At 58.0% G+C, this 22,553-nt stretch carries 21 protein-coding genes; 8 read left to right on the top strand and 13 right to left on the bottom strand.

The features are described 5' to 3' along the window. The first annotated feature begins 264 nt into the window (after positions 1 to 264). Positions 265 to 1,929 carry a putative bifunctional diguanylate cyclase/phosphodiesterase gene (locus tag CX511_RS25390; RefSeq protein ID WP_101293191.1) on the top strand — a complete coding sequence of 555 codons (1,665 nt, stop codon included), beginning with the start codon at positions 265 to 267 and terminating at the stop codon, positions 1,927 to 1,929. Positions 1,930 to 1,965: 36 nt separating this feature from the next. On the opposite strand, the gene CX511_RS25385 is transcribed toward CX511_RS25390, so the two are convergent. Beyond that, positions 1,966 to 3,357 (bottom strand): NorM family multidrug efflux MATE transporter, encoded by a 1,392-nt coding sequence (locus tag CX511_RS25385; RefSeq protein WP_045181372.1) that lies wholly within the window; start codon positions 3,355 to 3,357, stop codon positions 1,966 to 1,968. A 156-nt stretch (positions 3,358 to 3,513) separates the two neighbouring features. Here CX511_RS25385 and CX511_RS25380 point away from each other — a divergent pair, with 156 nt between their 5' ends. Further along, positions 3,514 to 4,491 carry a LysR substrate-binding domain-containing protein gene (locus tag CX511_RS25380; protein ID WP_045181373.1) on the top strand — a complete coding sequence of 326 codons (978 nt, stop codon included), beginning with the start codon at positions 3,514 to 3,516 and terminating at the stop codon, positions 4,489 to 4,491. A gap of 56 nt (positions 4,492 to 4,547) precedes the next feature. On the opposite strand, the gene hglS is transcribed toward CX511_RS25380, so the two are convergent. Together hglS and CX511_RS25370 are read right to left on the bottom strand one after the other, a co-directional pair. Beyond that, positions 4,548 to 5,945, bottom strand: coding sequence for a 2-oxoadipate dioxygenase/decarboxylase HglS (hglS, locus tag CX511_RS25375; protein WP_101293190.1), 1,398 nt, complete (start codon positions 5,943 to 5,945; stop codon positions 4,548 to 4,550). A gap of 96 nt (positions 5,946 to 6,041) precedes the next feature. Further along, positions 6,042 to 6,938, bottom strand: a complete 897-nt coding sequence (locus CX511_RS25370) for a LysR family transcriptional regulator (protein WP_045181377.1) — start codon at positions 6,936 to 6,938, stop codon at positions 6,042 to 6,044. A 136-nt stretch (positions 6,939 to 7,074) separates the two neighbouring features. On the opposite strand from CX511_RS25370, the gene amaB reads away from it, so the two are divergent. Continuing rightward, positions 7,075 to 8,565 (top strand): L-piperidine-6-carboxylate dehydrogenase, encoded by a 1,491-nt coding sequence (gene amaB, locus CX511_RS25365; RefSeq protein ID WP_045181379.1) that lies wholly within the window; start codon positions 7,075 to 7,077, stop codon positions 8,563 to 8,565. A gap of 101 nt (positions 8,566 to 8,666) precedes the next feature. Beyond that, positions 8,667 to 9,953: an L-pipecolate oxidase gene (amaA, locus tag CX511_RS25360; RefSeq protein WP_045181382.1), complete on the top strand. Its 1,287-nt coding sequence runs from the start codon at positions 8,667 to 8,669 to the stop codon at positions 9,951 to 9,953. A 3-nt stretch (positions 9,954 to 9,956) separates the two neighbouring features. Here amaA and CX511_RS25355 read toward each other — a convergent pair whose 3' ends face one another. The 8 genes from CX511_RS25355 to CX511_RS25320 form a co-directional block, all read right to left on the bottom strand. Continuing rightward, on the bottom strand, positions 9,957 to 11,390 hold the full coding sequence (locus tag CX511_RS25355; protein ID WP_101293189.1) for a mechanosensitive ion channel family protein: 1,434 nt from the start codon (positions 11,388 to 11,390) through the stop codon (positions 9,957 to 9,959). A gap of 99 nt (positions 11,391 to 11,489) precedes the next feature. Beyond that, positions 11,490 to 11,990, bottom strand: a complete 501-nt coding sequence (locus CX511_RS25350) for a porin family protein (RefSeq protein WP_045181388.1) — start codon at positions 11,988 to 11,990, stop codon at positions 11,490 to 11,492. Between the two features lie 43 nt (positions 11,991 to 12,033). Further along, positions 12,034 to 12,720 carry a DUF3313 domain-containing protein gene (locus CX511_RS25345; protein WP_101293188.1) on the bottom strand — a complete coding sequence of 229 codons (687 nt, stop codon included), beginning with the start codon at positions 12,718 to 12,720 and terminating at the stop codon, positions 12,034 to 12,036. A 129-nt stretch (positions 12,721 to 12,849) separates the two neighbouring features. Further along, a complete protein-coding gene (locus CX511_RS25340; protein WP_231353358.1) occupies positions 12,850 to 13,248 on the bottom strand; it encodes a hypothetical protein in 399 nt (132 codons plus the stop codon). Positions 13,249 to 13,322: 74 nt separating this feature from the next. Next, a complete protein-coding gene (locus CX511_RS25335; protein WP_231353357.1) occupies positions 13,323 to 14,081 on the bottom strand; it encodes a winged helix-turn-helix domain-containing protein in 759 nt (252 codons plus the stop codon). Between the two features lie 173 nt (positions 14,082 to 14,254). Continuing rightward, complete coding sequence (locus tag CX511_RS25330; RefSeq protein WP_045181398.1) at positions 14,255 to 15,751, bottom strand: YifB family Mg chelatase-like AAA ATPase; 1,497 nt, start codon at positions 15,749 to 15,751, stop codon at positions 14,255 to 14,257. Between the two features lie 180 nt (positions 15,752 to 15,931). Next, entirely contained in the window at positions 15,932 to 16,711 is a 780-nt protein-coding gene (locus CX511_RS25325; RefSeq protein ID WP_101293186.1) for a class I SAM-dependent methyltransferase, read from the bottom strand. A 464-nt stretch (positions 16,712 to 17,175) separates the two neighbouring features. Beyond that, a complete protein-coding gene (locus CX511_RS25320; protein ID WP_231353356.1) occupies positions 17,176 to 17,871 on the bottom strand; it encodes a DUF4225 domain-containing protein in 696 nt (231 codons plus the stop codon). 613 nt (positions 17,872 to 18,484) lie between these two features. Between CX511_RS25320 and CX511_RS25315 the strand changes: the two genes are divergently transcribed. After that, positions 18,485 to 18,787 carry a DUF3077 domain-containing protein gene (locus CX511_RS25315; protein WP_101293184.1) on the top strand — a complete coding sequence of 101 codons (303 nt, stop codon included), beginning with the start codon at positions 18,485 to 18,487 and terminating at the stop codon, positions 18,785 to 18,787. A 134-nt stretch (positions 18,788 to 18,921) separates the two neighbouring features. Here CX511_RS25315 and CX511_RS25310 read toward each other — a convergent pair whose 3' ends face one another. Further along, positions 18,922 to 19,185: an accessory factor UbiK family protein gene (locus CX511_RS25310; RefSeq protein ID WP_101293183.1), complete on the bottom strand. Its 264-nt coding sequence runs from the start codon at positions 19,183 to 19,185 to the stop codon at positions 18,922 to 18,924. A 331-nt stretch (positions 19,186 to 19,516) separates the two neighbouring features. On the opposite strand from CX511_RS25310, the gene glnK reads away from it, so the two are divergent. The 3 genes from glnK (at position 19,517) to sutA (ending at position 22,030) form a co-directional block, all read left to right on the top strand. Continuing rightward, positions 19,517 to 19,855 (top strand): P-II family nitrogen regulator, encoded by a 339-nt coding sequence (gene glnK / locus CX511_RS25305; RefSeq protein ID WP_002555808.1) that lies wholly within the window; start codon positions 19,517 to 19,519, stop codon positions 19,853 to 19,855. 41 nt (positions 19,856 to 19,896) lie between these two features. Continuing rightward, positions 19,897 to 21,228: an ammonium transporter gene (locus CX511_RS25300; protein WP_045181417.1), complete on the top strand. Its 1,332-nt coding sequence runs from the start codon at positions 19,897 to 19,899 to the stop codon at positions 21,226 to 21,228. 475 nt (positions 21,229 to 21,703) lie between these two features. Continuing rightward, positions 21,704 to 22,030, top strand: a complete 327-nt coding sequence (sutA, locus tag CX511_RS25295; RefSeq protein ID WP_045181420.1) for a dormancy-specific transcriptional regulator SutA — start codon at positions 21,704 to 21,706, stop codon at positions 22,028 to 22,030. 69 nt (positions 22,031 to 22,099) lie between these two features. On the opposite strand, the gene CX511_RS25290 is transcribed toward sutA, so the two are convergent. After that, positions 22,100 to 22,429 (bottom strand): hypothetical protein, encoded by a 330-nt coding sequence (locus tag CX511_RS25290; protein WP_143527768.1) that lies wholly within the window; start codon positions 22,427 to 22,429, stop codon positions 22,100 to 22,102. Positions 22,430 to 22,553: the final 124 nt, after the last annotated feature.

The raw sequence follows: 22,553 nt of genomic DNA, 5'->3' as shown, positions 1-22,553 counted from the left end.
GAAGAAAACCGGGGTCGCCTGAAAAATAGCCGCGCATTTTAGCAGGGGTGGAAGGATTCTGCCGCGACCGTCTGACAGTGTGACGTACCACGCGATCTAAATTTGCCGCTTTTGTTACTTTCCCGCAGGATGCGTGGCGAAACCTGCGGGATGTCGGCAACGGAATGGCGCGACTTTAAGTGAAAATCATTTTCACTAATGGTTTAGGATTAGCCTCTCGCTGCCCATTGTCATTTGACTGTGTCCACGTCCTAAGGAGCCAGCTTGTCTACGCCTGTCGAACCCTTGCGTTTGCTCTTGCTGGCTGATGAACCCCAATGGGCCGCAGCCTTGCGAGATTGTCTGACGCCGCTGGCGGGCACTGCGGTAATACTGACCGCACCGAACTGGGACGCTGTCGACACCCTGTTTGCCACTGATCGCAATGCATTGGTACTGGCGACCCCGCAGCTGCAGCCAGCACCTGGGCGTTGCATGTTGCCGATGGTGCTGTTGCTTGAACACGAGCCGCAAGTGCCTCCGCCGGGAGTCAGTGACTGGCTGGTGCTTGGCCAGCTTGGCCCCGATACCCTGCGCCGTAGCCTGCGTCATGTACGGGAGCGTGGAGTGCTGGAGGCCACCCTACAGCGTCTGGCCGAACAGGATCCGTTGACTGGCATTGCCAACCGTCAGGGCTTTCACACCCTGCTGGCTGCGCGTCTGGCCGATAACGAAGGGCGTGGCGTGGCCCTCGGCCACCTGGACCTGGACAACTTTCGCCGTGCCAACGATGCGCTTGGCCATCAGGCAGGGGATCGGTTGATCCTGCAGGTGGTCGGGCGCCTGAAAAGCCAGCTTGAAGCCGGTGATCAGGTTGCCCGCCTGGGTAGCGATGAATTCGCCCTGTTGATCGACACCCGCCGTGAGCCACAGCGTGCTGAATGGATGGCAGAACGTATTACCGAGGCTCTGGCCGAACCCTACTGGGTGGATGGCGAAAGTCTGTTGCTTGGCTGCAGTCTGGGTGTCGCCCATGCCCGTGCTCAGGGAGGCGCCGACCCGTTGATGTGGCATGCACACATTGCCATGCAACAGGCCAAGGGCACCCAAGGCTGCACCTTTCATATTTTCAACGAGCGGATCAACCGCAACGCTCGCAGCCTCGCTGATCTGGAAAGCGAGCTACGCCGCGCCTTGCGTCGTGACGAACTGGAATTGCATTACCAGCCGCGGCTGAATATGGCCGACGGTCAGATTGTCGGCCTGGAGGCGCTGGTGCGTTGGCGTCATGCTGAACGGGGTTTGTTGCCGCCCAGCGAATTCGTGCCTTTGGCCGAGCAAAGCGGACTGATCGTGCCGCTGGGTTACTGGGTGATTTCCCGCGCCCTGCGCGACATGCAGGTGTTACGCGAGCAAGGCCTGGCGCCGCTGCATATGGCGGTCAACTTGTCGTTCCGCCAGTTCCAGGACAGTCAGCTGCTGGCCACCTTGAGCCGGCTGATCATCGAGCATGGCGTCGATGCGCGTTGGCTGGAGTTTGAACTCACTGAGACGGCAGTGATGCGCCGCAATGACCTGGTCCAGCAGACCATGGATGCCCTGGGCCGATTGGGCGTGCGTTTTTCGCTCGACGATTTCGGTACCGGCTTTTCGTCCTTCGTCCACCTTAACAGCCTGCCGATCACCTTGCTCAAGGTCGACCGCAGCTTTGTTGGCGGCATGGAACAGCGCGAAGAGAACTGCAAACTGGTCCATGCGATGATCAATCTGGCGCATAACCTCAATCTGGAGGTGGTGGCCGAAGGGGTGGAAACTGCGGAACAAATGGACCTGTTGCGCAGGTTCAAGTGTGATCAGGTACAGGGCTTCCTGATCAGTCGGCCCTTGCCGATTGAGGAGTTGATGGTGTTTTTGCTGAGCCGATCGGCGCAGCAGTCGGTGGCTTTGTAATTCCGTGGGAGCGGATGAATCCGCTCCCACGGAATGTTAAGCCGCTGTAGTGGCGGCCTTGTTCGCACCGTTGGATCGCCCCAACATCCGCTTCATCCGCCACTCGAACGCCAGGGTCAGGCTCACCGCCGCGCAGGCCAGGCCAAGGGCCAGCCCCCACCAGACGCCCACCGCGCCCATGCCGAGGGTGAAGGCCAGCAACCAAGCAGCGGGAGCACCAATGACCCAATAGCAGAACAGCCCGACCAGGAACGTGGTCTTGGCATCCTTCAGGCCCCGGATCGAACCCATGGCGATGGTTTGCACACCATCGAACAGCTCGAACCAAGCAGCTACCATCAACAGGCTAACGGCCAGCTGGATGATGTCAGCGAAGGCCGGATCACCGTGGTCGAGGAACAGCCCGACCAGCGGGTCGGGCATCAGCCAGAACAGCATGGCAAAGCCCAGCATCATCGCTGCGCCAAAGCCAATACCAACCCGTCCGGCATGGCGTGCGCCAAGCAGGTTACCAGCACCATAGTAGAGCCCGACACGCATGGTGACGGCATAGGACAGCCCGGCCGGAATCATGAACGCAGTCGAAACGATCTGCAGGGCGATCTGGTGCGCCGCCAGTTCAGTACTGCCCAGCACACCCATGCACAGTGCGGCAAAAGCGAACAAACCGACTTCTACCGTATAGGTACCGCCAATCGGCAGACCCAGACGCCACAACTCACGCAAGGCCGGCCACGAAGGGCGGCTCAGGCCCTTACGAATCGGGTAGGGCGCGTAAGCCGGGTGCCAGCGAATGTACAGGGCCATGGCCACCGCCATGCAGTTGGCCACGATGGCGGTCACCAGGCCGATACCGACCAGCCCCAGCTTGGGTAGACCGAACATGCCTTCGATCAGCGCATAGTTGAGCAGGAAGTTGGCTACGGTCCCGACCAGGCTGATGACCATCACTGGGGTCGAGCGGCCGATGGCGCTGGTAAAGCCGCGCAGGGCCATAAAGCTCAGGTAGCCAGGCAGGGCAAGGGGCAGCAGGAGCAGGAACTGGGCAGCCGCCTCGACGTTGTTCGGGCTTTGACCAAGCAACAACAGCACCGGCTCCAGGTTCCACAGCGCCAGCGCTGCGCCCAGCGCCATCGCCCAGGCCAGCCACAGCCCCGCCTGGGTCAGTCGGGCAGCGCCGGCAATATCGCCAGCCCCCTTGCGAATCGCTACCAGTGTGCCGACGGCAGCAATCACGCCCAGGCAGAAAATCGACACAAACGAATAGCTGGCCGCACCCAGACCGCCACCGGCCAAGGCCTGGGGGCTGATGCGGGCCATCATCAACGTATCAGTCAGCACCATCAGCATGTGGGCCAGTTGCGAGGCGATCAGGGGACCGGCCAGGCGCAACAGTGCCTTGAGTTCATGAGTGGGTGCGGCCTGCATGGGATCGTCCTTTTCTGACGCGAGGAGAGGGAAAGTCTTTAATTCTGGGCTTTTTGACGGCTATCCACAAAAGGATAAAAACGATCATTGGCATGATTAAAACTCATGTGAGTATGATCTAGTCGATTGCCTCTCGGTTTGCCTGGACGTTTTGCCATGTCGCGTCGTTTACCGCCTCTCTACGCTTTGCGGGCTTTCGAAGCCGCTGCCCGACACAGCTCGTTCACCCGCGCCGGGGATGAGTTATCGATTACCCAGAGTGCCGTCAGCCGACACATTCGTACCCTGGAAGAGCACTTTGCCTGCCGGTTGTTCGTGCGCAATGGCCGTAGTTTGCAGCTGAGTGAGGCTGCCCGGCTGTTGCTGCCCGGGGTGCGTGAAGGCTTTGCGGCGTTGGAGCGCGCCTGTAACACGCTGCGCAGCGAAGACGACATCCTGCGCATGAAAGCGCCTTCGACCCTGACCATGCGCTGGCTGCTGGCGCGGCTCAGCCGTTTTCGTCATTTGCAGCCGGGCAACGAGGTGCAACTGACCAGTGCCTGGATGGATGTCGATCATGTCGACTTCAACCATGAACCCTTCGATTGCGCTGTACTGCTTGGGGACGGGCACTTTCCACCGGAGTGGGAGGTGGTCCGACTGTTTTCCGAGTTGTTGATTCCGGTAGGCGCCCCTGAGCTGCTCAACGAAGGCCCTTGGGATGCCCGGCGCTTGGCCGGTGTCGAGTTGCTGCATCCGACGCCAGACAAGCGTGACTGGCGCAGTTGGTTGGCGCGCATGGGGCTGACTGACAAAGTATCGCTCAAGGGCGGGCAGGTGTTCGATACGCTGGAGTTGGGCATGATCGCCGCCGCTCGGGGTTATGGCGTGTCGATGGGCGATTTGTTGATGGTGGCTGAAGACGTGGCCCAGGGACGACTGAGCCTGCCTTGGCCGGCGGCTGTGGCGAGCGGTATGGATTACTACCTAGTGTGGCCGAAGACCCGGCCCGGGGGTGAGCGGCTGCGGCGCTTGAGTGATTTCCTGCAGGGGGAGGCAGATGCGATGGACTTGCCTAAAGTGGAAATCTTTGGCGCTGCCGCCGCACCCATCGCCAGCAAGGCCGACTCCCACAATGGCCCGGTGAAGGGATGAAACCACTGTGGGTGCCGGCTTTGCCGGCGATGGGTCGCACAGCGGCCCGGGAGTGGTTACAGGTCTGGCAGGTCCAGTGCCTTGGCACACGCCTGCAGTGATCGCTGCTGACTCTGCGCATAAAGCTCCAGTTCATCCTGCACTGACCTGCCCAGCGCTTGCTCAAAGGCATCGCGGTTGGCATTGCTGCCATATTCGCTCTGCGCATCATCACCCAGGTTGGACTGAAAGATCCCCGCCGCACTGACCGGCAGGAAGTCCTCATATACCAACGCTTCGAAATGCACGTGGCCAGCTTCGATCAAGCCATCCAGCGAAGTGGGTCGTCCGGCGTCGCCGCGTGCGGCCATGCCGCGCTCGGTTGCAAAGAAGCGGAAATACGCCAGCCCTTGCTCGCGCATCTGCGCCAGATCATCCGGGAAGGCCTGGAAGCTATTGCTCAGCAGATCCATGTAACGCTCGGCGTTGGCCTCTGCAGGTACGCCACCGAGTGCCTCGCGAGCAGCGTCGAGCAGTTGGTCATACAGCTGGCGCCCCTTGGGCGTCAGTGCCGCGCCACGTTGCTCGATCTCGCCGAAGCGTGCGGTGTGGCTACCGCCTGCGTCACCGCGTTGATCGCTGAAGGCGACCTTTTCCTGTAGCGCCTTGAAGCTGGTCTGACGCAGCAGGATCGGGCAACGCCGCGGGGGCGGGCCTTCGATCACGGCCTTGGGTGGAATCCCCTTGGCCGGCATACCCAACTGGATGGCATCGATGTCCAGGGTGCGTGGTGTCAGGTGGTTGATGTGTGGGCCCTTGAAGGCCACCACATCGGCGATCAGGCGATGCTGGTCATGCAGTTGCTGATACTGCTCGGCCGTCACTGTCGCGTCATGGTGCCAACGGAAGGTGTGCAGGGCTTCGTCAACAAAGGTGTTGGCATCCTCGGCACTCAGGCCACCCTCACGCTCGAACTGTTGAATCAGCGCCAGTGCGCGCGGGGTGAAAATCTGCCGTTTAGCAAGGATTTGCCGGGACAGTTCACGCAAGGCCGGGTTGTCGATCAGCTCCAGGCGCAGCAGCGAAGTAAAGACCCGGAACGGACTGATATGCAGTGATTGTTCGTGCACGGCGCGAAAGGCGGTGGAGTGCACCGGAACGCCTGCCGAGCTGAGGTCGTAGTAACCCACCGGTTGCATGCCCATGACGGCGAACAAGCGAGCAATGGTCGCCAGCTCCTCGGCCGTGCCGACGCGGATGGCGCCGTGACGTTCATGATCCAATCGCTCGATTTCGCCGGTCCAGCGCAGGGCCTGGGCCACTTCCGGCTGTTGGGTCATGACCTGCTGGTTGATCTCGCTCACCAGCGACAGCAGGGTGCCGTAGAGCGGCACTTCCTGTTTATACATGAGCGACATGGCGGCGCAGAACTGCGCGCGAATGCTGTCCGGGCTGACGAAATCTTGAGCGGGCATCGAAAGCTTCCTGGTGAAGTGGGCACCCCTACATGAAAGCGAGGAATGCACTTGTCCCGCAAGCGAAAAAAAGTCGATCAGTCATTCCGTTAATTCTTAACCTTGTGCTTCAACCTCAGCAGCAATCCAGTCGACCAGGGCGCGCACCTTGGGGACTTCCGCCGCGTGCTCGGCAAACGCCAAAAAATGCGAACCATTGCTGCACATGCTGTGCTGCCAGGGCACGACCAATTTGCCTTCCGCCAGCTCCTGCGCCACCAGGTATCGCGGCACCAGCGCTACACCGCAGCCGGACTGGGCAGCACTGAGGCTCATATAGAAGGTGTCAAAGCGCGGCCCGTGGTAGCTGTGGGCAGAATGCAAACCTTGTTCGAGGAACCACTCATGCCAGGCCTCTGGGCGTGAGGTGCTTTGCAGCAGAACCAGCTCGGACAGCTCGCTGGCGTCGTGCAGGGTGCGGCCTTGCAACAGCTCTGGCGCGCAAACTGGCACCACCTCTTCACCGAACAATTTGACGCAGGTCGCGCCAGGCCAGGTGCCCTGGCCGAAGAAGAACACCACATCGGCCTTGCCTTGCAGCAAGGCGAAGGGCTCCATCTCATTGCGGATATCCAGGTGGATATTCGGATGACGCTTGCCGAAGCCTTTGAGGTGCGGAATCAGCCAGCGCACGCCAAAACTCGGTTGGGTGGCTACCTTCAATACTTCAGTTTGCTCGCCGTACGAGAGGATGTAGCGGCTGGACATATCGACCTGGGTAAGGATCTTGTTGACCTCGGTCAGGTATAGCGCGCCTGCTGGTGTCAGTTGCAAGCGTCGACGGATGCGCAGGAACAGGTGATGGCGGAGCATTTCCTCCAGTTGCGCGACTTGCTTACTCACCGCGCTCTGGGTCAGGTGCAGCTCTTCGGCGGCGCGGGTGAAGCTCAGGTGCCGGGCGGCAGCCTCGAAACACTGCAGCGCGGCCATTGATGGCACCAGACGTTTGGACATAGCGGCTCTCTAAGCGGGTAGATCATTACCTGGCGGAATGATATGCAGAATAAAGGTCGTTTGTTGCGCCAGAGTGATCGGATTAATACTGATCCGGATCACTAATTCAACCACTCATCGCATGCAGGAGAAGAAAATGGTTGATGGACTGCTTGACCGCCTCGGTGTCCCGGCCAGTGCCTACACCCATGGCAACCATCCCGTTCACACCCCTATCGACGGCAGCGCGATTGCCTCGGTGCACCTGGAAAGCAAAGCCCAGGTCGTGGCCAAGATCGATAAGGCCGAGCAAGCGTTTCAAGCCTGGCGCAATGTGCCGGCGCCGCGTCGTGGTGAGCTGATTCGCCTGTTTGGTGAAGTGCTGCGCGAAAACAAGGCTGCGCTTGGCGAACTGGTGTCTGTTGAAGCCGGCAAGATCACCCAGGAAGGCCTGGGTGAAGTTCAGGAAATGATCGACATCTGCGACTTCGCTGTGGGCTTGTCGCGCCAGTTGTACGGTCTGACCATCGCCTCCGAGCGCCCTGGTCACCACATGCGTGAAACCTGGCATCCGCTGGGTGTGGTTGGCGTCATCAGCGCCTTCAACTTCCCGGTCGCGGTCTGGGCCTGGAACACCTCACTGGCGCTGGTTTGCGGCAACGCCGTGGTCTGGAAGCCTTCGGAGAAGACACCGCTGACCGCCCTGGCGTGCCAGGCGCTGTTTGAGAAAGCCCTGAAAGCCTTTGGTGACGCACCAGAAGGCCTGAGCCAACTGATCATCGGTGATCGCGAAGCCGGTGAGGCCTTGGTTGATGACCCGCGCGTGCCGTTGGTCAGCGCTACTGGCAGTACCCGCATGGGGCGTGAAGTCGGTCCTCGCGTTGCTGCCCGCTTTGGTCGCAGCATCCTCGAACTCGGTGGCAACAATGCCATGATCCTGGCGCCGAGCGCCGATCTGGACCTGGCTGTGCGCGGCATCCTGTTCAGCGCTGTCGGTACGGCCGGTCAGCGTTGCACCACCCTGCGTCGCCTGATTGTGCACCGTTCGATCAAGGACGAAGTCGTGGCACGGGTCAAAGCTGCGTACGCCAAGGTGCGTATCGGTGACCCTCGCAAGGACAACCTGGTCGGTCCGCTGATCGACAAGCCGTCCTTCAGCGCCATGCAAGACGCCCTGGCTCGTGCTCGCGACGAAGGTGGCCAGGTGTTCGGTGGTGAGCGCCAGTTGGCGGAACAGTATCCGAACGCTTACTACGTGACTCCGGCCATTGCCGAGATGCCGGCACAGAGCGCGGTAGTGCGTCATGAGACCTTCGCGCCGATCCTCTACGTTCTGGCCTATGACGACTTTGAAGAGGCCCTGCGTCTGAACAATGAAGTGCCGCAAGGTCTGTCTTCGTGCATCTTCACCACAGACCTGCGTGAAGCCGAGCGCTTCCAGAGCGCCTCGGGCAGCGACTGCGGTATCGCCAACGTCAACATCGGCACCAGCGGTGCAGAGATCGGCGGCGCGTTTGGCGGTGAGAAAGAAACCGGTGGTGGCCGTGAGTCGGGCTCCGACTCCTGGAAAGCCTATATGCGTCGCCAGACCAATACGGTGAACTACTCCCGTGAACTGCCGCTGGCGCAGGGGATTGTGTTCGACTGATCACCGCGTTGGCGTAATCGCCGGCAATGCCAGCTCCCTGTGGGAGCCGACCTTGCCGGCGATAGGCGCACCACCGAACAAGAATAATGAGGAAGCCGGCCATGCCAGAGCTGCGTCAACAATGTCTGTGGGAACATGTCACCAAGCTCGCTACGCCGGTCGATAAACTGGCCACCGAACTCAAGGCCGACGTCTGCGTCATCGGCGGCGGCATTACCGGTCTGAGCGCTGCGCTGCACCTGCTCGAACAGGGCAAGTCGGTGATTGTGCTGGAGGCCTGGAAAATCGGTCACGGCGGTTCCGGGCGTAACGTCGGGCTGGTCAACGCCGGTACCTGGATTCGTCCCGATGACGTTGAAGCCACCCTTGGCCAACTGCAAGGCAGTCGCCTGAACAAGGTGCTCGGCGAAGCGCCAGCTGAAGTTTTCGCCACCATCAAACGCCTGGGTATTGACTGCCAGGCACACAACACTGGCACCCTGCACATGGCTCACAACGCCAGTGGTGTTGCTGACCTTGAAGCCCGCCACCAGCAGTGGACCCGTCGCGGTGCCGATGTCGAGCTGCTCACCGGTGCGCGCTGTGAGGAATACTGCGGTACCGACAAGATTTCCGCTGCGCTGCTTGATCGCCGCGCAGGCACCATCAACCCCATGGCTTATACCCAAGGCCTGGCCGCTGCGGTCACCCGCCTGGGTGGACAGATTTTTCAGCAATCTGCTGTCGAAGGCCTGGCGCGCGAAGGCCACAGCTGGCGAGTGAAAACCGCCAACGGCTCGGTCAGTGCCGACAAAGTGGTGATCTCTACTGGTGCCTACACCGAGGGTGACTGGACCACGCTGCAGAAACACTTTTTCCGCGGCTACTACTACCAGGTCGCCTCAGCGCCGTTACAGGGCGAAGCCGCTGACAATGTGCTCAAGCATGGTCAGGGCTCTTGGGACACACGCACGGTGCTGAGCAGCATTCGCCGCGACGATGAAGGCCGCCTGTTGCTCGGCAGTCTGGGGCGGGTCGACAACAAACCGAGCTGGTTCATCCGCAGCTGGGCTGACCGCATCCAGAACCACTACTTCCCGCAATTGGGCAAGGTCGAGTGGGAAATGCACTGGACCGGCTGCATCGACTTCACCCCCGATCACTTGATGCGTCTGTTCGAGCCGGCGCCAGGTCTGGTGGCGGTAACTGGCTACAACGGTCGCGGCAACACCACCGGCACGGTGATCGGCAAAGCCTTTGCCCAGTTCCTGCTGGAGGACAACCCGGATGCCTTGCCGATTCCGTTCTCGGCAATGAAACCGGTATCGGCCCCGGCGCTGCGTACGGGCTTCTACGAAACCGGGTTCTCGCTGTATCACGCTGGGCAATGCTTGCGCGTGGTGCTGTAACGCTTACGACTTGTGCAGCCAGCTAAGAAAGCCACCTTTCTTGATGGCTGCCGGTTTCTGTTCCAGCAGTGATTGGTTAGTTTGCAGGCGGACGCGTTGCAGCTTGGTCAGCGCGGTCTTAACTTCATGGCGCTCTTCCAGGCAACTGCGCACGTTGTCCTTGTCGATGCGATACAGCAGGCAACTGGTCAGGCTACGGAACTCGGCAATAGACTGCTCATCATCGAGCAAGCCTTCAGCCGCGAGCACTTCGCCAGGCCCCATGCGCCCGGCCTCGATCAGCTTGTCGCCATCACGGATTGATGCCGAGACTACGCCGGTGCCGATGACCAACAGGTAGTCAGAGCTGTCGCCGACACCAAGAATGACCTGGTCGGCCAGGTACTCCACCGTGGTCATGCGCTGGCTGAGGTTGTCTTTCTCGTCGCTGCTCAGCGAGCGGAAGATGCGCACATCCTCCAGCAACGCACGTTGGCGGCTCCAGCCCAGCGACGACGGTGTATCGGCATTCCACACCACACCAGTGGCCTCCAGGTGGCGGTGGGCGAGGTCAAACATCTGGTTGCGCACTTCGCTCTTCTGGCTCATGGAACTGACGAAGCCGCTGGCTTCATACTCGACCGATTCCAGCGACGAACTCTTGATCGTGACCTTGGGTTTGGGCGTGGCCAACAGCAGGCGAGTGCCTTGCAGGGTTTTTTCCAGCGCATCAAGGACACGGCGGGGGCGTACTTTGGCTGGTACTACCACGGTGATGGAGACGCCGTGGATATCGTTGGGTTGGCTGAAATTAAGCAGCTTGGCCTTGGCCGCCACCGAGTTGGGAATCACCGCCAGGCTGCCATTGCCCGTCAGCAGTCGCGTCGCTCGCCAGTCGATGTCGATCACCTTGCCTTCAGTGCCATCGATGCTGATCGAGTCGCCGATCTGATAGGGGCGAGTGGTATTGAGCACGATCCCCGAGAACACGTCACTGAGGGTGCTTTGCAGCGCCAGGCCGATGACGATCGCCATCACCCCGGAAGTGGCCAACAGGCCTTTGACCGGTAGTTGCAGCACATAGGCAGCAGCGGCAACGATGGCAACGAGGAAGATCACTGCCCCCAGCACATCCTGCAACAGTCGCCCGGTATGGCTGCTGCGGGCCACCAGGACGACCCCGATGACCACAGTGATGGTACGTGCAGCGAACAGCCACCAGCTGATGCCAAGCACCGTGGCGAGCAGATTGCGCGCTACATCATCCGCCCAGGGCGCCGGTTGCAGCGGGCTGATGCCGGCGCTGATCAGCACCCCGGTAAACAGCAGGAACACACCAAGGCGCAGACCAATGCGCCAGGCGCGCCGCTCGACCGGGATCATTTGCCAGAGCAGTAGGTCGAGTGCGATCAAGCTAATGCCGATCAGCAATGGGTAACTCTGGATGAACGCAAACATTCCGATCTCGCGGCGGTGGGCTGTTGCTAGTAAAGAGCAGGTTGGCGGTAATTACTACTGGCTCTTACTAGCGTCACGGCTCACCGCTCACTGACGGGATCAGAACATCAAGTAGACGCTGGCACTGGTCTGATCCAGGTCGATATCGCCGACCTGCAGGACTTCCTGCTCCAGGCGCACCCCAATGTTGCGGAACACATCCATCTCGACACCCAGGCCATAGGTCATGTCCAGGTCACTGCTATCGCCTGCGATGTCATTGTCCGCGTCCCAGGCATGCACACCCGCGCTGGCGAACAGACGGATGCGCTGACCAATCGGTATGCCGAAGTGGGCCGTAGCCTGCAGCGAGTGACCCTCGAAGTCGCCGTCCTTGCCGCTGAAGTTGCCCAAATCTACCCAGGCACCTTCCACTGCCAGATAAGGGTTCAGTCGGTAGCCGACGAACGCTTTGTAAGCGTTATCGTCGTCACTGAGTTGGTGCTCATCAGTTTCCACTTTTGTCAGACCACCTCCAAGATAGAGGCCACGATCATCCGCCATGGCGCTCACAGAGCTGAATACAACGAGAGCGGCTACAAACTGTTTTGCGAATTTCATCTTACGTCCAATGTGTTTTTAGTTAATGGAAAGGGATGACGGGTCAGGCCGAACCCTTTGGCTGAAACTCTCTATCCAGGCGTTCGCGAATCAGCTGCGCCGCAGTGTCCATGGCGGGGTAAATGTCCTCGACGACAGGGCCCTTGTCCTGGTCGATGTTTCTGCCACTGGCCCGGTCGACAGCGCGGCCGAGGGTTTCACCGGTCAGGCTGTCGCTGACCTCGCTCTGGAAGAACAGGTACAGGGTTTCATCGCGCACACCGGTAGCATGTAGGGAGAGGCCAACCAACATGCCGATGGGGATGTATTCGGTGATATTTGGATCACGTGGTGTGCGTTCGATATCGGCAATCGATACTTGCAGTGAAAGTGCCCCTGCAGTGGGCCCGTCGACCAGCCGATAACCACCGGCGGTCAGTTGTTTTTCCAGCGCATTGCGGAAGTGCACTCGGAGTTTGTTTGCGTCAGTTGAATAATTGGCAAGTCGAGGGTCGGTACTGTCGAAAGTAATAGTTTTCGGCAAGTTAATAAATATTGCCTTGTCATGGTCTTTCGACAACGGTGCGCTGGATTTTTTCCAGGCCATGGTAGCGTCGTCGTTCTCGATGATGTGTAACGTGTCGTTGGACTTCTGTTGTTCAGCCGTTATTGCAGTGTCGATGGTGGGAGCCATCGAACAACCGAACAGGCTCATGGTGAGCAATAGAATGGCAAGATTTTTAACGGGCATGGAGATTCCTGTTGATGTCACTTTGATGTGACCGATCTATCCCCACTCTGGGCCTAGAGCGAGGAAAACAGGAATCAAAAATCGTTATTTATGACCTGCTAGCCGCGCCAGCCAAGGCGCGGCAAGGGCTCAATCATTCATACAGCGCAAGCGATCAAGTTCGAGGATGTAATAGCACAGCGAGTGGCTGTCGGTAGGGATGACGGCCAGATTGAGGATGGAGCCGATACGGAAATACTGCCGAGCAAAAAGCAGCTCAGAATTGCGGCTGACGTCGAACAGCTCCTCCTGGCTGCTGGCTTTAACATCTTCAACCTTGATTTTAATTCGCCACCTCGAAACATCAACCAGCGAGGTGCCCACCGCGACATGTCGCTCTTTATCGCCCAGACGCTCGAGAACACTCAGAACGGCGCTAGGTTCACTGATCGTAAACCCTTCTTTGAAATCCAGAAGTTCGTGCCCCATAAAATGGTGCCCGACGGATCGATAAGGCTGGCTGTTTATATACGGGCGGGGTAGTGTCATGAACAGTACCACGAGGCACGCTAAAATAACTGAAGCGATAACCAGCCAGTGATACCAAGTAGCTCGTAAGTTATTCATTTTTCACCGGTGACGCATTTTCTTAACATGCTGATGAAGCGCTCATCTTGAAACTGATACTCGAGATTGTAAGCCTCGCCTGTTTCCCGGATGCATGATAAGTTTATACGCGGACCTGTACGGCTAATAAAAACCTGGCCTTTCAAATTTTGATCGGGCAAGCCTGCGTTTAAAAAGTCGGCTTTAAGTTTGTTAACCTCAAGCTCGCTTTTACCCACTGCGGAAATTGTAAGTTCACCTTGCTCAATTGTTGTCATGTGCATTTCAGTGGTTGGTTTGTACCAGCTGTATATATGCCAAAGGGTGAATAGAGTGACAATTGCCGCCGTCAGATAGCCCAGCCAGACCGCCGCACCAATGCCGTGCCTGGTGTCAGGCAGGTTTGCAGGTATCGTCGCGCTGGGAGCGCGAGCAGGCGGTGGCTCCTCAACGGGATCATCCGCAACCTCGGGGAGCGCGACCAGAAAGTCGCTGTTGAACCGATAGCCGCGTCGCGGCACGGTGATCACTATTTCGTGATCTTTGCCGTCGCCCAGTATGTTTCTGAGCATGAAGATGGACTGGTTGAGGCTACCGGCGGAGACCACCCGATCATCCCAGGCAAACTCAAGGATGGCCTCACGGGAGCAGATCGCTCCAGGTTCCATCAGCAAGAGTTCGAGTATCCGCGACTCGGCGCGGGCAAGTGTTAGTTCCTCGGGTGCGCCGGGTATTTTGTTGATAATAATCTTGCAGTGTTCAGGAATAAACTCCACAAGAGCGCTATTCTTTAGTCGAAATTGGTGGATCATCAAGCAATACGCGCGTTGTGAAATTCCCCGCTATTATAAGGGTCACATTAAATGAAGCAAGTCGACGAAGTGTTCTTGCTATTGCTCTGTTGGTTTCATAAAATAGTGGGCTTTATATATTTCAAGATTGAAATAATTCACGTCGAAGTTGTCGGCCGGTACTGCAGTGCCTCGCCAAGATGGCTCCGGTCAATTTGTTCGGCGTTTTCAAGATCGGCCAGCGTCCGGGCCACCTTCAACAGCCGATGTGCTGCACGCAGCGACAGCGTAAGGCGCTCGCAGGCACTTTCCAGCCACTGCTGGTCGGCGCTGGACAGTCCGCAATACTGGCGTAGCCCCGGCAAGTCGATAAAGGCATTGGCGCATCCCTGACGCTGGTGCTGGATATCACGGGCAACGGCGACCTGCGCTGCAATAGTGGCGCTGCTCTCGCCCTCGCTGGCAGCCGACGACAACGCCGTGGCTTCGCGAGCGACAGTCAGGTGCAGGTCGATGCGGTCGAGCAAAGGGCCAGAGAGCTTGTTGCGATAACGCTGAATCTGATCACTGCCACAGCGACAGCGCCCGGTGGGATCACCCAGATATCCACAGGGGCAGGGATTCATCGCGGCGACCAGTTGAAAGCGTGCCGGGAAGCGGATTTTGTCTTTGGCCCGAGCGATAACGATCTCGCCTGACTCCAGTGGCTCGCGCAACACCTCCAGCACCCGCCGTTCGAACTCCGGCAACTCATCCAGAAACAGCACGCCATGATGGGCGAGGGTAATCTCGCCAGGTTGCGGTCGGCTGCCGCCACCCACCAGCGCCGCGCCGGACGCCGAGTGGTGAGGGTGTCTGAACGGTCGCTGTGGCCAGCTACTCAGCGGCACATGACTGGCCACTGATTGAATGGCTGCCACTTCCAGTGCTTCGCGCTCATCGAGCGGCGGCAACAGGCCGGGCAGACGGCTGGCGAGTAAGGTTTTACCGGTACCCGGCGGGCCGCTGAAGAGCAAATTGTGTGCACCCGCGGCGGCGACCAGTAGGGCACGCTTGGCTGCTTGCTGGCCCTGAACTTCATTCAGGTCCGGGTAGGGGCGAACGTGCAGCATCAAACCATTAGCCGCGTAGGGATTGAGTGGCGTCTGTCCGTTGAGGTGGGCCACCAATTCCAGCAGGTGCCCGACTGCAAACACCACCAACCCTGAGGCCAGGCAGGCTTCCTCCGCATTTTCTTGTGGGATTACCAACGCGCGCCCGGCGGCGCGTGCTGCCAAGGCTGCGGGCAGTACACCTTGCACCGGCCGTATGGCCCCGGACAGGGCGAGTTCGCCGAGGCATTCCAGCTCGCCAAGGGCAGCGCTTGGAAACTGCCCGTTGGCGGCAAGAATGCCTAAGGCAATTGCCAGATCGAAACGACCGCCGTCCTTAGGTAAATCTGCCGGCGCGAGGTTGAGGGTGATGCGCCGGGCGGGAAATTCCAGACCTGAATTGAGGATCGCGCTGCGCACGCGGTCTTTGCTTTCTTTGACCGTGGCTTCTGGCAAGCCGACCAGGGTTAGCGCCGGCAAACCGTTGGCCAGATGCGCTTCAACACTGACGGCAGGGGCTGAGACACCGACTTGGGCACGGCTGTGGACAAGGGCGAGGGACATGAATGCTCCATGATCTATACGAAGCCGCGTCCTGCGGCTCTGTAAGGATAGTGGGGCTGAATGAGAGAGGGCGGGGAAGAGTGAGTCTGGTTCTTTCAGGCCGGAAGAATCCGATGCCAGAAGACGTGCATCGGATTTTCATAGCGTCGGGCCAGGATCGTTCGTCAGTTTGTTGAACGCTTATGCAAAGCTGATATTGACCCGCTGCTGTCCACGGATCACCTTCGCAGCAGAGATAAGCTGGTGCGGGATTTCTACGAAGGGGATGTCGGAGTTGGTCAGTGCCATATCGACCAGTTTCACCATGATCGAGTTCTTGCGCACCAAGATCACATCTGACCAGTCGGTGTTAGTCACGGCCAGAGGAATGAAGTCGCTACGCTTGAGAAAGCTGCTGAGTGCTTCCAGCACGCCAAGATTCTGCTTGGTGCCGAGGTGGCTGTGGCAGCAGTCGTTGAGCAGGATGAAGCCATCATCTGCCACCAGATCCTGGTAATACATCAGGTCACGCAGGATGTACTCGTACTGGTGATTGGCATCAATGTAGACCAAGTCGAACTTGTCGATGCCAGTTATTGGCTGGATTTGTTCGATGGCGCTGATGGTGTCGGCGCGGATCGCGGTGACGTTATCCATTTCGACAAACTTACTCAGGCATTCCTGGTACAGCGCGTCCCAAGTGGCTGGATCGTCCATTGGGCCGCCGTAGTAGTAAGCGTAAGAGTCGACCGGCTCAACCCATGCAGGAAGCGGATCGAACGGGCTGTACGCGTCGTTCGCCGCTGGGCTCCAGCTGTCGATCAGCACCATCTTTTCTGGCGCTAGTGCGTTGTACAGTTTGAGCGCGTTCTCTCCTCGCAGAACACCGAATTCGGCGATGACCGGCTTCTTTTCGCATGCCTGGAAAACGGCATGCAGGAGGTGATAGAAGATCTCGCGATGTGTGATGCAGGCTTTCATGGGATACCTGCTGTCCTAGAGGGAGAGGCCGCAGCGCTCAAGTCTTCGGTTATCGGCAGCAGGAGGGCTTTCATTAGAGCAGCGGGTCTTGATCCAGTTGTAGCTGTTTTCTGTCAGACGTTTCTGAATCATGCTTCCGACGCCGCTGCTCTGTTGCGCCCGTTCAGGTGCATGTCTACCCTGCGTCTGTCGTTGCTTAGCAGCCCAGGCGCGTGTGCTTAATGGTTTATATCCATGAATTTAGAAAATGTCCGCTATTATGTTGCTTTAACGTGTGTCGTTTTCGGTCCTTCTATTTTATACGCGGGACTGATTACATGGCCAATAAGGGCTTTGTATAACTTTGAAGGTAGGCAGCTACAAATTCTTTATGCGGTAACATATATAATAATTGTTGTGTTGGGGTTTGTTTTTTATAGAAAAAGGCTGCGCGGCGTAATTTGATCGGAATTTTGCGTTGTATATTATTTTTGCGGTTCTACTTGCGTCATTGATTTTATGGAGTAGTAATCGATCAGTGCCTCGAAAGCTAGGGTTACTTTGCCAGCTTGCTGATAAGATCTTTTGTAGTTAATTGGATCTTTTAAAAATAATTCAAATGACTCGGGTGGGCGTACTTTTTTTGTCATGCCTAGAACCGATAAAAACAAGTCTGCTGAGTAGTACGCCATATCCCCGTCAGAAGTGTCGCTGAAAACATGTCGATAAGCATGCCTTGTTGGGCCAATCACACCCGGCGCATCGGGGCCATTATATATATTGCCCACGCCTTCATAAATATTATTGGTTCCATGTGCGACTAGCAGGCCGCCGATTGGCGCGCCGGCTACGGTCGCGGTCATGGCAGCACCCGCTTCAATTTGCAAGGCTCCCCCCAGAATGCCTACCGCATTCTGGGCATAAAAAGACGCTTTTTCAGACAGTTCGAAGTATTCCTGTGTTATTTCCTGTATTCCTTGCCATGCGCTTATTACACCGTCTTCAACTGCCCTGACAATGTCATCTGCGTAAGAGGCGACAAGGGAATTGAACTGGAGCTGGATCATGCCGTCATTAAAGTGCATGGCTCCGAGTGTGCAACTGAATGATATTAAGTCACTGGCGGATTTGGCTACATCATGAATGTCACATGATTCTTCATCCATTTTGATTTTCTCCATGTATTAAATCCGGTTGTGTTTGCATGATGATGCATTCAAGTGCGGTTCTGTTCAATGTTGCAGTGGCGGGTGATTGAGTAATCAGAAGCTTCCTACAACTTCAGCTTGTAGCTGGTGTTGGTATTAAACGTTCAGTTTGTCGGTTTGTTCTTTCGGACTTTGTCGTTGAACGTGGTGGACTTTAACGCGGACTGCGAGTGCAGGCACTCTTACTTGGGTGCGGAGGGTGACGGAGGAACAGGCATACTTCGCGATTGCGGTCATTCAGGCACATCGTATCGCGGAGCAAGTCGGGTCGCCGCACCGCCGCTCCTACCGGTTGTAGTGGTTTTCTGTCAGACGCTTCTGAATCATACTCCCGGCGCCGCTGCTCTGTTGCGCCTGCCCAGGCGCATGCCTACTCTGCGACTGTCGTTGCTAGTTCAACGATCGGATGTCGCAGTCCGAGGCATATGTCAGAGCCCCATTTTCCTGATACAGGTTTATGGCGGCTGTGCGTGGGGCACCTTCGGGTGCGCCGGTTCCTATGCCCGGTCTGCGAACCCGCGTACAGCTGCCACCCATTTCGTTTCGCAGCGAACGGTGGTCGCTCCACCTGCATGGGAGTCGCCCGATGAAAAAGTCCGTTCCTGATCCGCCCGATCTGCCCTTTGTCGAAACCATTGAGCGGCCAGTCACCAGTTGTCCCGAGCATCCGCCACTGTTCAGCGTCTGTGCCGGTATCAGTGCTGAAGATGCATTGGTGCACGCCTCGCTGTATCTCAAGTGCGCGAGCGTCAACATTGAGCAGGTGGTGCAATACACCCGGGAACCGGGGCGCAGTTATACCTGGTCGACCCAGCATTCGGTGGAGTTTGCCCGAGCATTGATTGATGCGCTGATTGATGGCATCGAGTTGCAAAGGGTTCCCACCTAAGTCAGGGGGAACGGGTAGCCGATGCCGCCAGGCTGCGATCGGCCGTGAAGCGGCCGTAGACCTTGTGCCGCCGGGATTGCCTGGGGTGCGACTGCTACGCAGTCGATCGCAGCCTGGCGGCAGCGGCTACGTATTTATTCAGCCGCAGGCGGGTTCAGGCGCGCTTCCATTTCGCCAACTTTGGCTTCCAGTGCTTCAAGGCGCGCACGGGTGCGGGCCAAAACCACCATCTGACTATCGAATTCTTCCCGGCTGACCAGTTCCAGTTTGCTGAAGCCACTTTGCAGCAGGGCCTTGAACTGGCTTTCGAGTTCGGCGCGAGGTTGCGAGGCGTCGCCACTGAACAGACGCGAGGCTTGGTCGCTCAGGGCATCAAGAAAGGCTTTGGGCGCGAGCATGTTCGGCTATCCGCTGTATCCAAATGGGGCGCCAGTGTAGCACGCAGCTTTGCTCGTCTTGTGCTGCACGCTTTTTGCGCATCGCCGCGAATCGACGCGCACCGTAATTGTGCAGCGAAACGCTGATGGCGACTGGCCAAACAGCATGGGCTAACGCAAGTCCCTGTAATTGGACGATTTAGCAGATCTGGCAAGGTTTCTGCTAAGACCCTTATGACCCATGCACTGATGCAGTCACCGTCAACGACGCGTTACAAAGCCAGGCGCTGCGCTTAGACTTGAGTCGGGTTTGTTTTCCTGGGGCAAGTCCACCAATTCGGGAGAGAGTTTCATGAAGCTAGTCACTGCCATCATCAAGCCGTTCAAGTTGGACGACGTGCGCGAGTCGCTGTCTGAAATCGGCGTGCAGGGTATCACTGTCACTGAAGTCAAAGGCTTCGGTCGGCAGAAGGGCCACACCGAGCTGTATCGCGGTGCTGAGTACGTGGTTGATTTCCTGCCCAAGGTGAAGATCGACGTCGCCATCGACGACAAGGATCTGGACCGGGTTATCGAAGCGATCACCAAGGCCGCCAACACCGGCAAGATCGGTGACGGGAAGATTTTCGTGGTCAATCTGGAACAGGCGATTCGCATTCGTACCGGCGAAACCGATACCGACGCGATCTAAAAAAAGCCTCACCAAACCCCAACGCCCCAGGAGATAACAATATGACTCTGCGTCAATTCGCAGGGCTAGGAGCCCTTTTGTCCCTCATAATGCCTGGCCTGGCCATGGCAGAGGAGGCAGCCCCGGTACTCAACTCCGGCGACACGGCCTGGATGTTGACCGCCACCGCCTTGGTGCTGTTCATGACCATCCCAGGTCTGGCCCTGTTTTACGGCGGGATGGTGCGTTCCAAAAACGTACTGTCGGTGATGATGCAGTGCTTTGCGATCACCGGTTTGATCAGCGTTTTGTGGGTGGTGTACGGCTATAGCCTGGCGTTCGATACCACCGGTATGGAACAAGGCGTGGTCAACTTCAATTCCTTCGTTGGCGGTTTTTCCAAGGCGTTCCTCGCCGGTGTGACCCCAGCGAGCCTCACGTCTTCGGCGGCACTGTTCCCTGAAGCCGTATTCATTACTTTCCAGATGACCTTCGCGATTATCACCCCGGCGTTGATCGTCGGTGCCTTTGCCGAACGTATGAAGTTTTCGGCGATGCTGATCTTCATGGCCATCTGGTTCACCCTGGTTTACGCACCGATTGCGCATATGGTCTGGAGCGGCAACGGCGGCCTGATGTGGGACTGGGGCGTGCTGGACTTCGCTGGCGGCACCGTGGTGCACATCAACGCCGGTATCGCCGGCCTGGTAGCGTGCCTGGTGTTGGGCAAGCGCAAGGGCTTCCCGACCACGCCAATGGCGCCGCATAACCTGGGTTACACCCTGATGGGCGCGGCCATGCTGTGGATCGGCTGGTTCGGTTTCAACGCCGGCTCCGCTGCGGCTGCCAACGGTACGGCGGGTATGGCCATGCTGGTTACCCAGATCGCTACTGCCGCCGCCGCCCTGGGCTGGATGTTCGCCGAATGGCTGACTCACGGTAAGCCGAGTGCCCTGGGCATCGCTTCGGGTGTGGTCGCCGGCCTGGTCGCCATTACCCCAGCCGCTGGCACTGTCGGCCCGATGGGCGCCTTGGTGATCGGTCTGGTTGCCGGTGTGGTTTGCTACTTCTGCGCTACCAGCCTCAAGCGCAAACTCGGCTACGACGACTCCCTGGACGCCTTCGGGGTGCATGGTATCGGCGGTATCGTCGGCGCGATTCTGACGGGCGTGTTCGCCGCTCCGGCACTGGGAGGCTTTGGTACCGTCGAAGACATCGGCGCACAAGTGTGGATTCAGGCCAAAGGCGTGGGCTTTACCGTGATCTACACCGCGATCGTCACTTATGTGATTCTCAAGGTGCTGGACCTGGTCATGGGTCTGCGGGTTAACGAAGAAGAAGAGTCGGTCGGTCTCGACCTGGCGCAACACAACGAGCGCGGCTACAACCTGTAAACGTCTCGAAAAAACTTGCCCGGCTTGCCGGGCATTTTTTTGTCTGCAATTTGTCGGATTCTGGTAGCGCAAACGGTTTCTTCTGGCGCTTTTGCCGTTGCTTTTTCGACTGGCTTCACGCAGGCAGAAAACTTACAGCACAGAGTGATAGTTAGGCACTTTGCTTTTTCTCTGAGCACGCTAGAATGCGCGCCGAAGGGAGCTGACAAGCTGTCCGCAAACTTCGTTACCCTTTGCTAGGCTTGCCAATGAGCAGGCCGATCATGCCAGGGTAGGCCGACGGGCTTACTGTCGGCGGCTCTTTAATTTTGTCAGGCCCTGCCAAGCGTGGGGCTTGCACGGCGTACGCCATATGCCATGGCGCGCGCCTGAGGTGGCGGCAAAGCCGCGACCCTGTGAATTTTTCCGGCAGCTGTCGATTTGTGGCGCTGCTGGTCTATAACTAATCTGCTTTTCGCAAGTCATGAGGTAGAACATGAGCGACGATGATCTGGAAACTGACGACCTCGAAGTAGGCGACGAAGACGAAGGTGATGACGGCCTCGAAGCGGCAGCTGAAGATGTAGCTGACGACAGTGGTGATGACAGCCCGGTACCTGCTGCCAAAGGCAAGTCCAAGTCGGCCGCCGTCTCGGTAGACGATATGCCGAGCATGGAAGCCAAGCAGAAGGAGCGCGATGCGCTGGCCAAGGCCATGGAAGAGTTTCTCTCCCGTGGTGGCAAGGTGCAGGAAGTGGAGGCCAATGTGGTCGCCGATCCGCCCAAGAAACCGGACAACAAGTACGGTAGCCGCCCTATCTGAGTGGTTTCGTCATCGAAAAAGCCCGCCGTCGCTGCGGGCTTTTTCGATCTGCAATGGCAATCCCTTCATTCAATCTCTGCGCCGGTCAAGGCACTCACGGCGCAACACAAGGTTGTTGATCTCCATGCAACTGACTGAGTGGTCGTCGTCGTAATCTTTGTTTTTGGCCTTGTCCTTGGCCTTGCCGCAATTGCCATTGTCATTGCAATTGCCTTTGCCCTTCTGATCATTGTTGTTTTTTAAACAATTTCTGACATCACTTGCACTGCCCGCATCATCACAATCCGAACCGGCAAAGGACAGCGTTGGCAATGCCAGGGATAACAGGAATGTGCACGCAATGGCCGATACGATTCGCATAATCAACTCCTGAGTAGATTGCTTTTCAGCTATAGCCATGAGCCGCTCCGGCTGACTATAGCAGGCACCGCAATGGATGCTCGCCAACGCCACAGACGTGCGCCCTGGCACAAGCCTGAGGCGAATTCATGGCTGTCGAAAGAGGCGACACCGAAAGCGGTCG

Origin of the sequence: Pseudomonas sp. S06B 330 (assembly GCF_002845275.2) — a bacterium.
Lineage (GTDB): Bacteria > Pseudomonadota > Gammaproteobacteria > Pseudomonadales > Pseudomonadaceae > Aquipseudomonas.
Note: the sequence above shows the minus strand (reverse complement) of the source record. Positions and strands in the feature narration are given on the sequence as shown.

Bases quoted from the DNA above. Each gene is read 5' to 3' on its own strand.
- CX511_RS25385 (WP_045181372.1), bottom strand. From the start codon at position 3,357: ATGCAGGCCGCACCCACTCATGAACTCAAGGCACTGTTGCGCCTGGCC.
- CX511_RS25380 (WP_045181373.1), top strand. From the start codon at position 3,514: ATGTCGCGTCGTTTACCGCCTCTCTACGCTTTGCGGGCTTTCGAAGCC.
- hglS (WP_101293190.1), bottom strand. From the start codon at position 5,945: ATGCCCGCTCAAGATTTCGTCAGCCCGGACAGCATTCGCGCGCAGTTC.
- CX511_RS25370 (WP_045181377.1), bottom strand. From the start codon at position 6,938: ATGTCCAAACGTCTGGTGCCATCAATGGCCGCGCTGCAGTGTTTCGAG.
- amaB (WP_045181379.1), top strand. From the start codon at position 7,075: ATGGTTGATGGACTGCTTGACCGCCTCGGTGTCCCGGCCAGTGCCTAC.
- amaA (WP_045181382.1), top strand. From the start codon at position 8,667: ATGCCAGAGCTGCGTCAACAATGTCTGTGGGAACATGTCACCAAGCTC.
- CX511_RS25355 (WP_101293189.1), bottom strand. From the start codon at position 11,390: ATGTTTGCGTTCATCCAGAGTTACCCATTGCTGATCGGCATTAGCTTG.
- CX511_RS25350 (WP_045181388.1), bottom strand. From the start codon at position 11,990: ATGAAATTCGCAAAACAGTTTGTAGCCGCTCTCGTTGTATTCAGCTCT.
- CX511_RS25345 (WP_101293188.1), bottom strand. From the start codon at position 12,720: ATGCCCGTTAAAAATCTTGCCATTCTATTGCTCACCATGAGCCTGTTC.
- CX511_RS25340 (WP_231353358.1), bottom strand. From the start codon at position 13,248: ATGACACTACCCCGCCCGTATATAAACAGCCAGCCTTATCGATCCGTC.
- CX511_RS25330 (WP_045181398.1), bottom strand. From the start codon at position 15,751: ATGTCCCTCGCCCTTGTCCACAGCCGTGCCCAAGTCGGTGTCTCAGCC.
- CX511_RS25325 (WP_101293186.1), bottom strand. From the start codon at position 16,711: ATGAAAGCCTGCATCACACATCGCGAGATCTTCTATCACCTCCTGCAT.
- CX511_RS25320 (WP_231353356.1), bottom strand. From the start codon at position 17,871: ATGGAGAAAATCAAAATGGATGAAGAATCATGTGACATTCATGATGTA.
- CX511_RS25315 (WP_101293184.1), top strand. From the start codon at position 18,485: ATGAAAAAGTCCGTTCCTGATCCGCCCGATCTGCCCTTTGTCGAAACC.
- CX511_RS25310 (WP_101293183.1), bottom strand. From the start codon at position 19,185: ATGCTCGCGCCCAAAGCCTTTCTTGATGCCCTGAGCGACCAAGCCTCG.
- glnK (WP_002555808.1), top strand. From the start codon at position 19,517: ATGAAGCTAGTCACTGCCATCATCAAGCCGTTCAAGTTGGACGACGTG.
- CX511_RS25300 (WP_045181417.1), top strand. From the start codon at position 19,897: ATGACTCTGCGTCAATTCGCAGGGCTAGGAGCCCTTTTGTCCCTCATA.
- sutA (WP_045181420.1), top strand. From the start codon at position 21,704: ATGAGCGACGATGATCTGGAAACTGACGACCTCGAAGTAGGCGACGAA.
- CX511_RS25290 (WP_143527768.1), bottom strand. From the start codon at position 22,429: ATGGCTATAGCTGAAAAGCAATCTACTCAGGAGTTGATTATGCGAATC.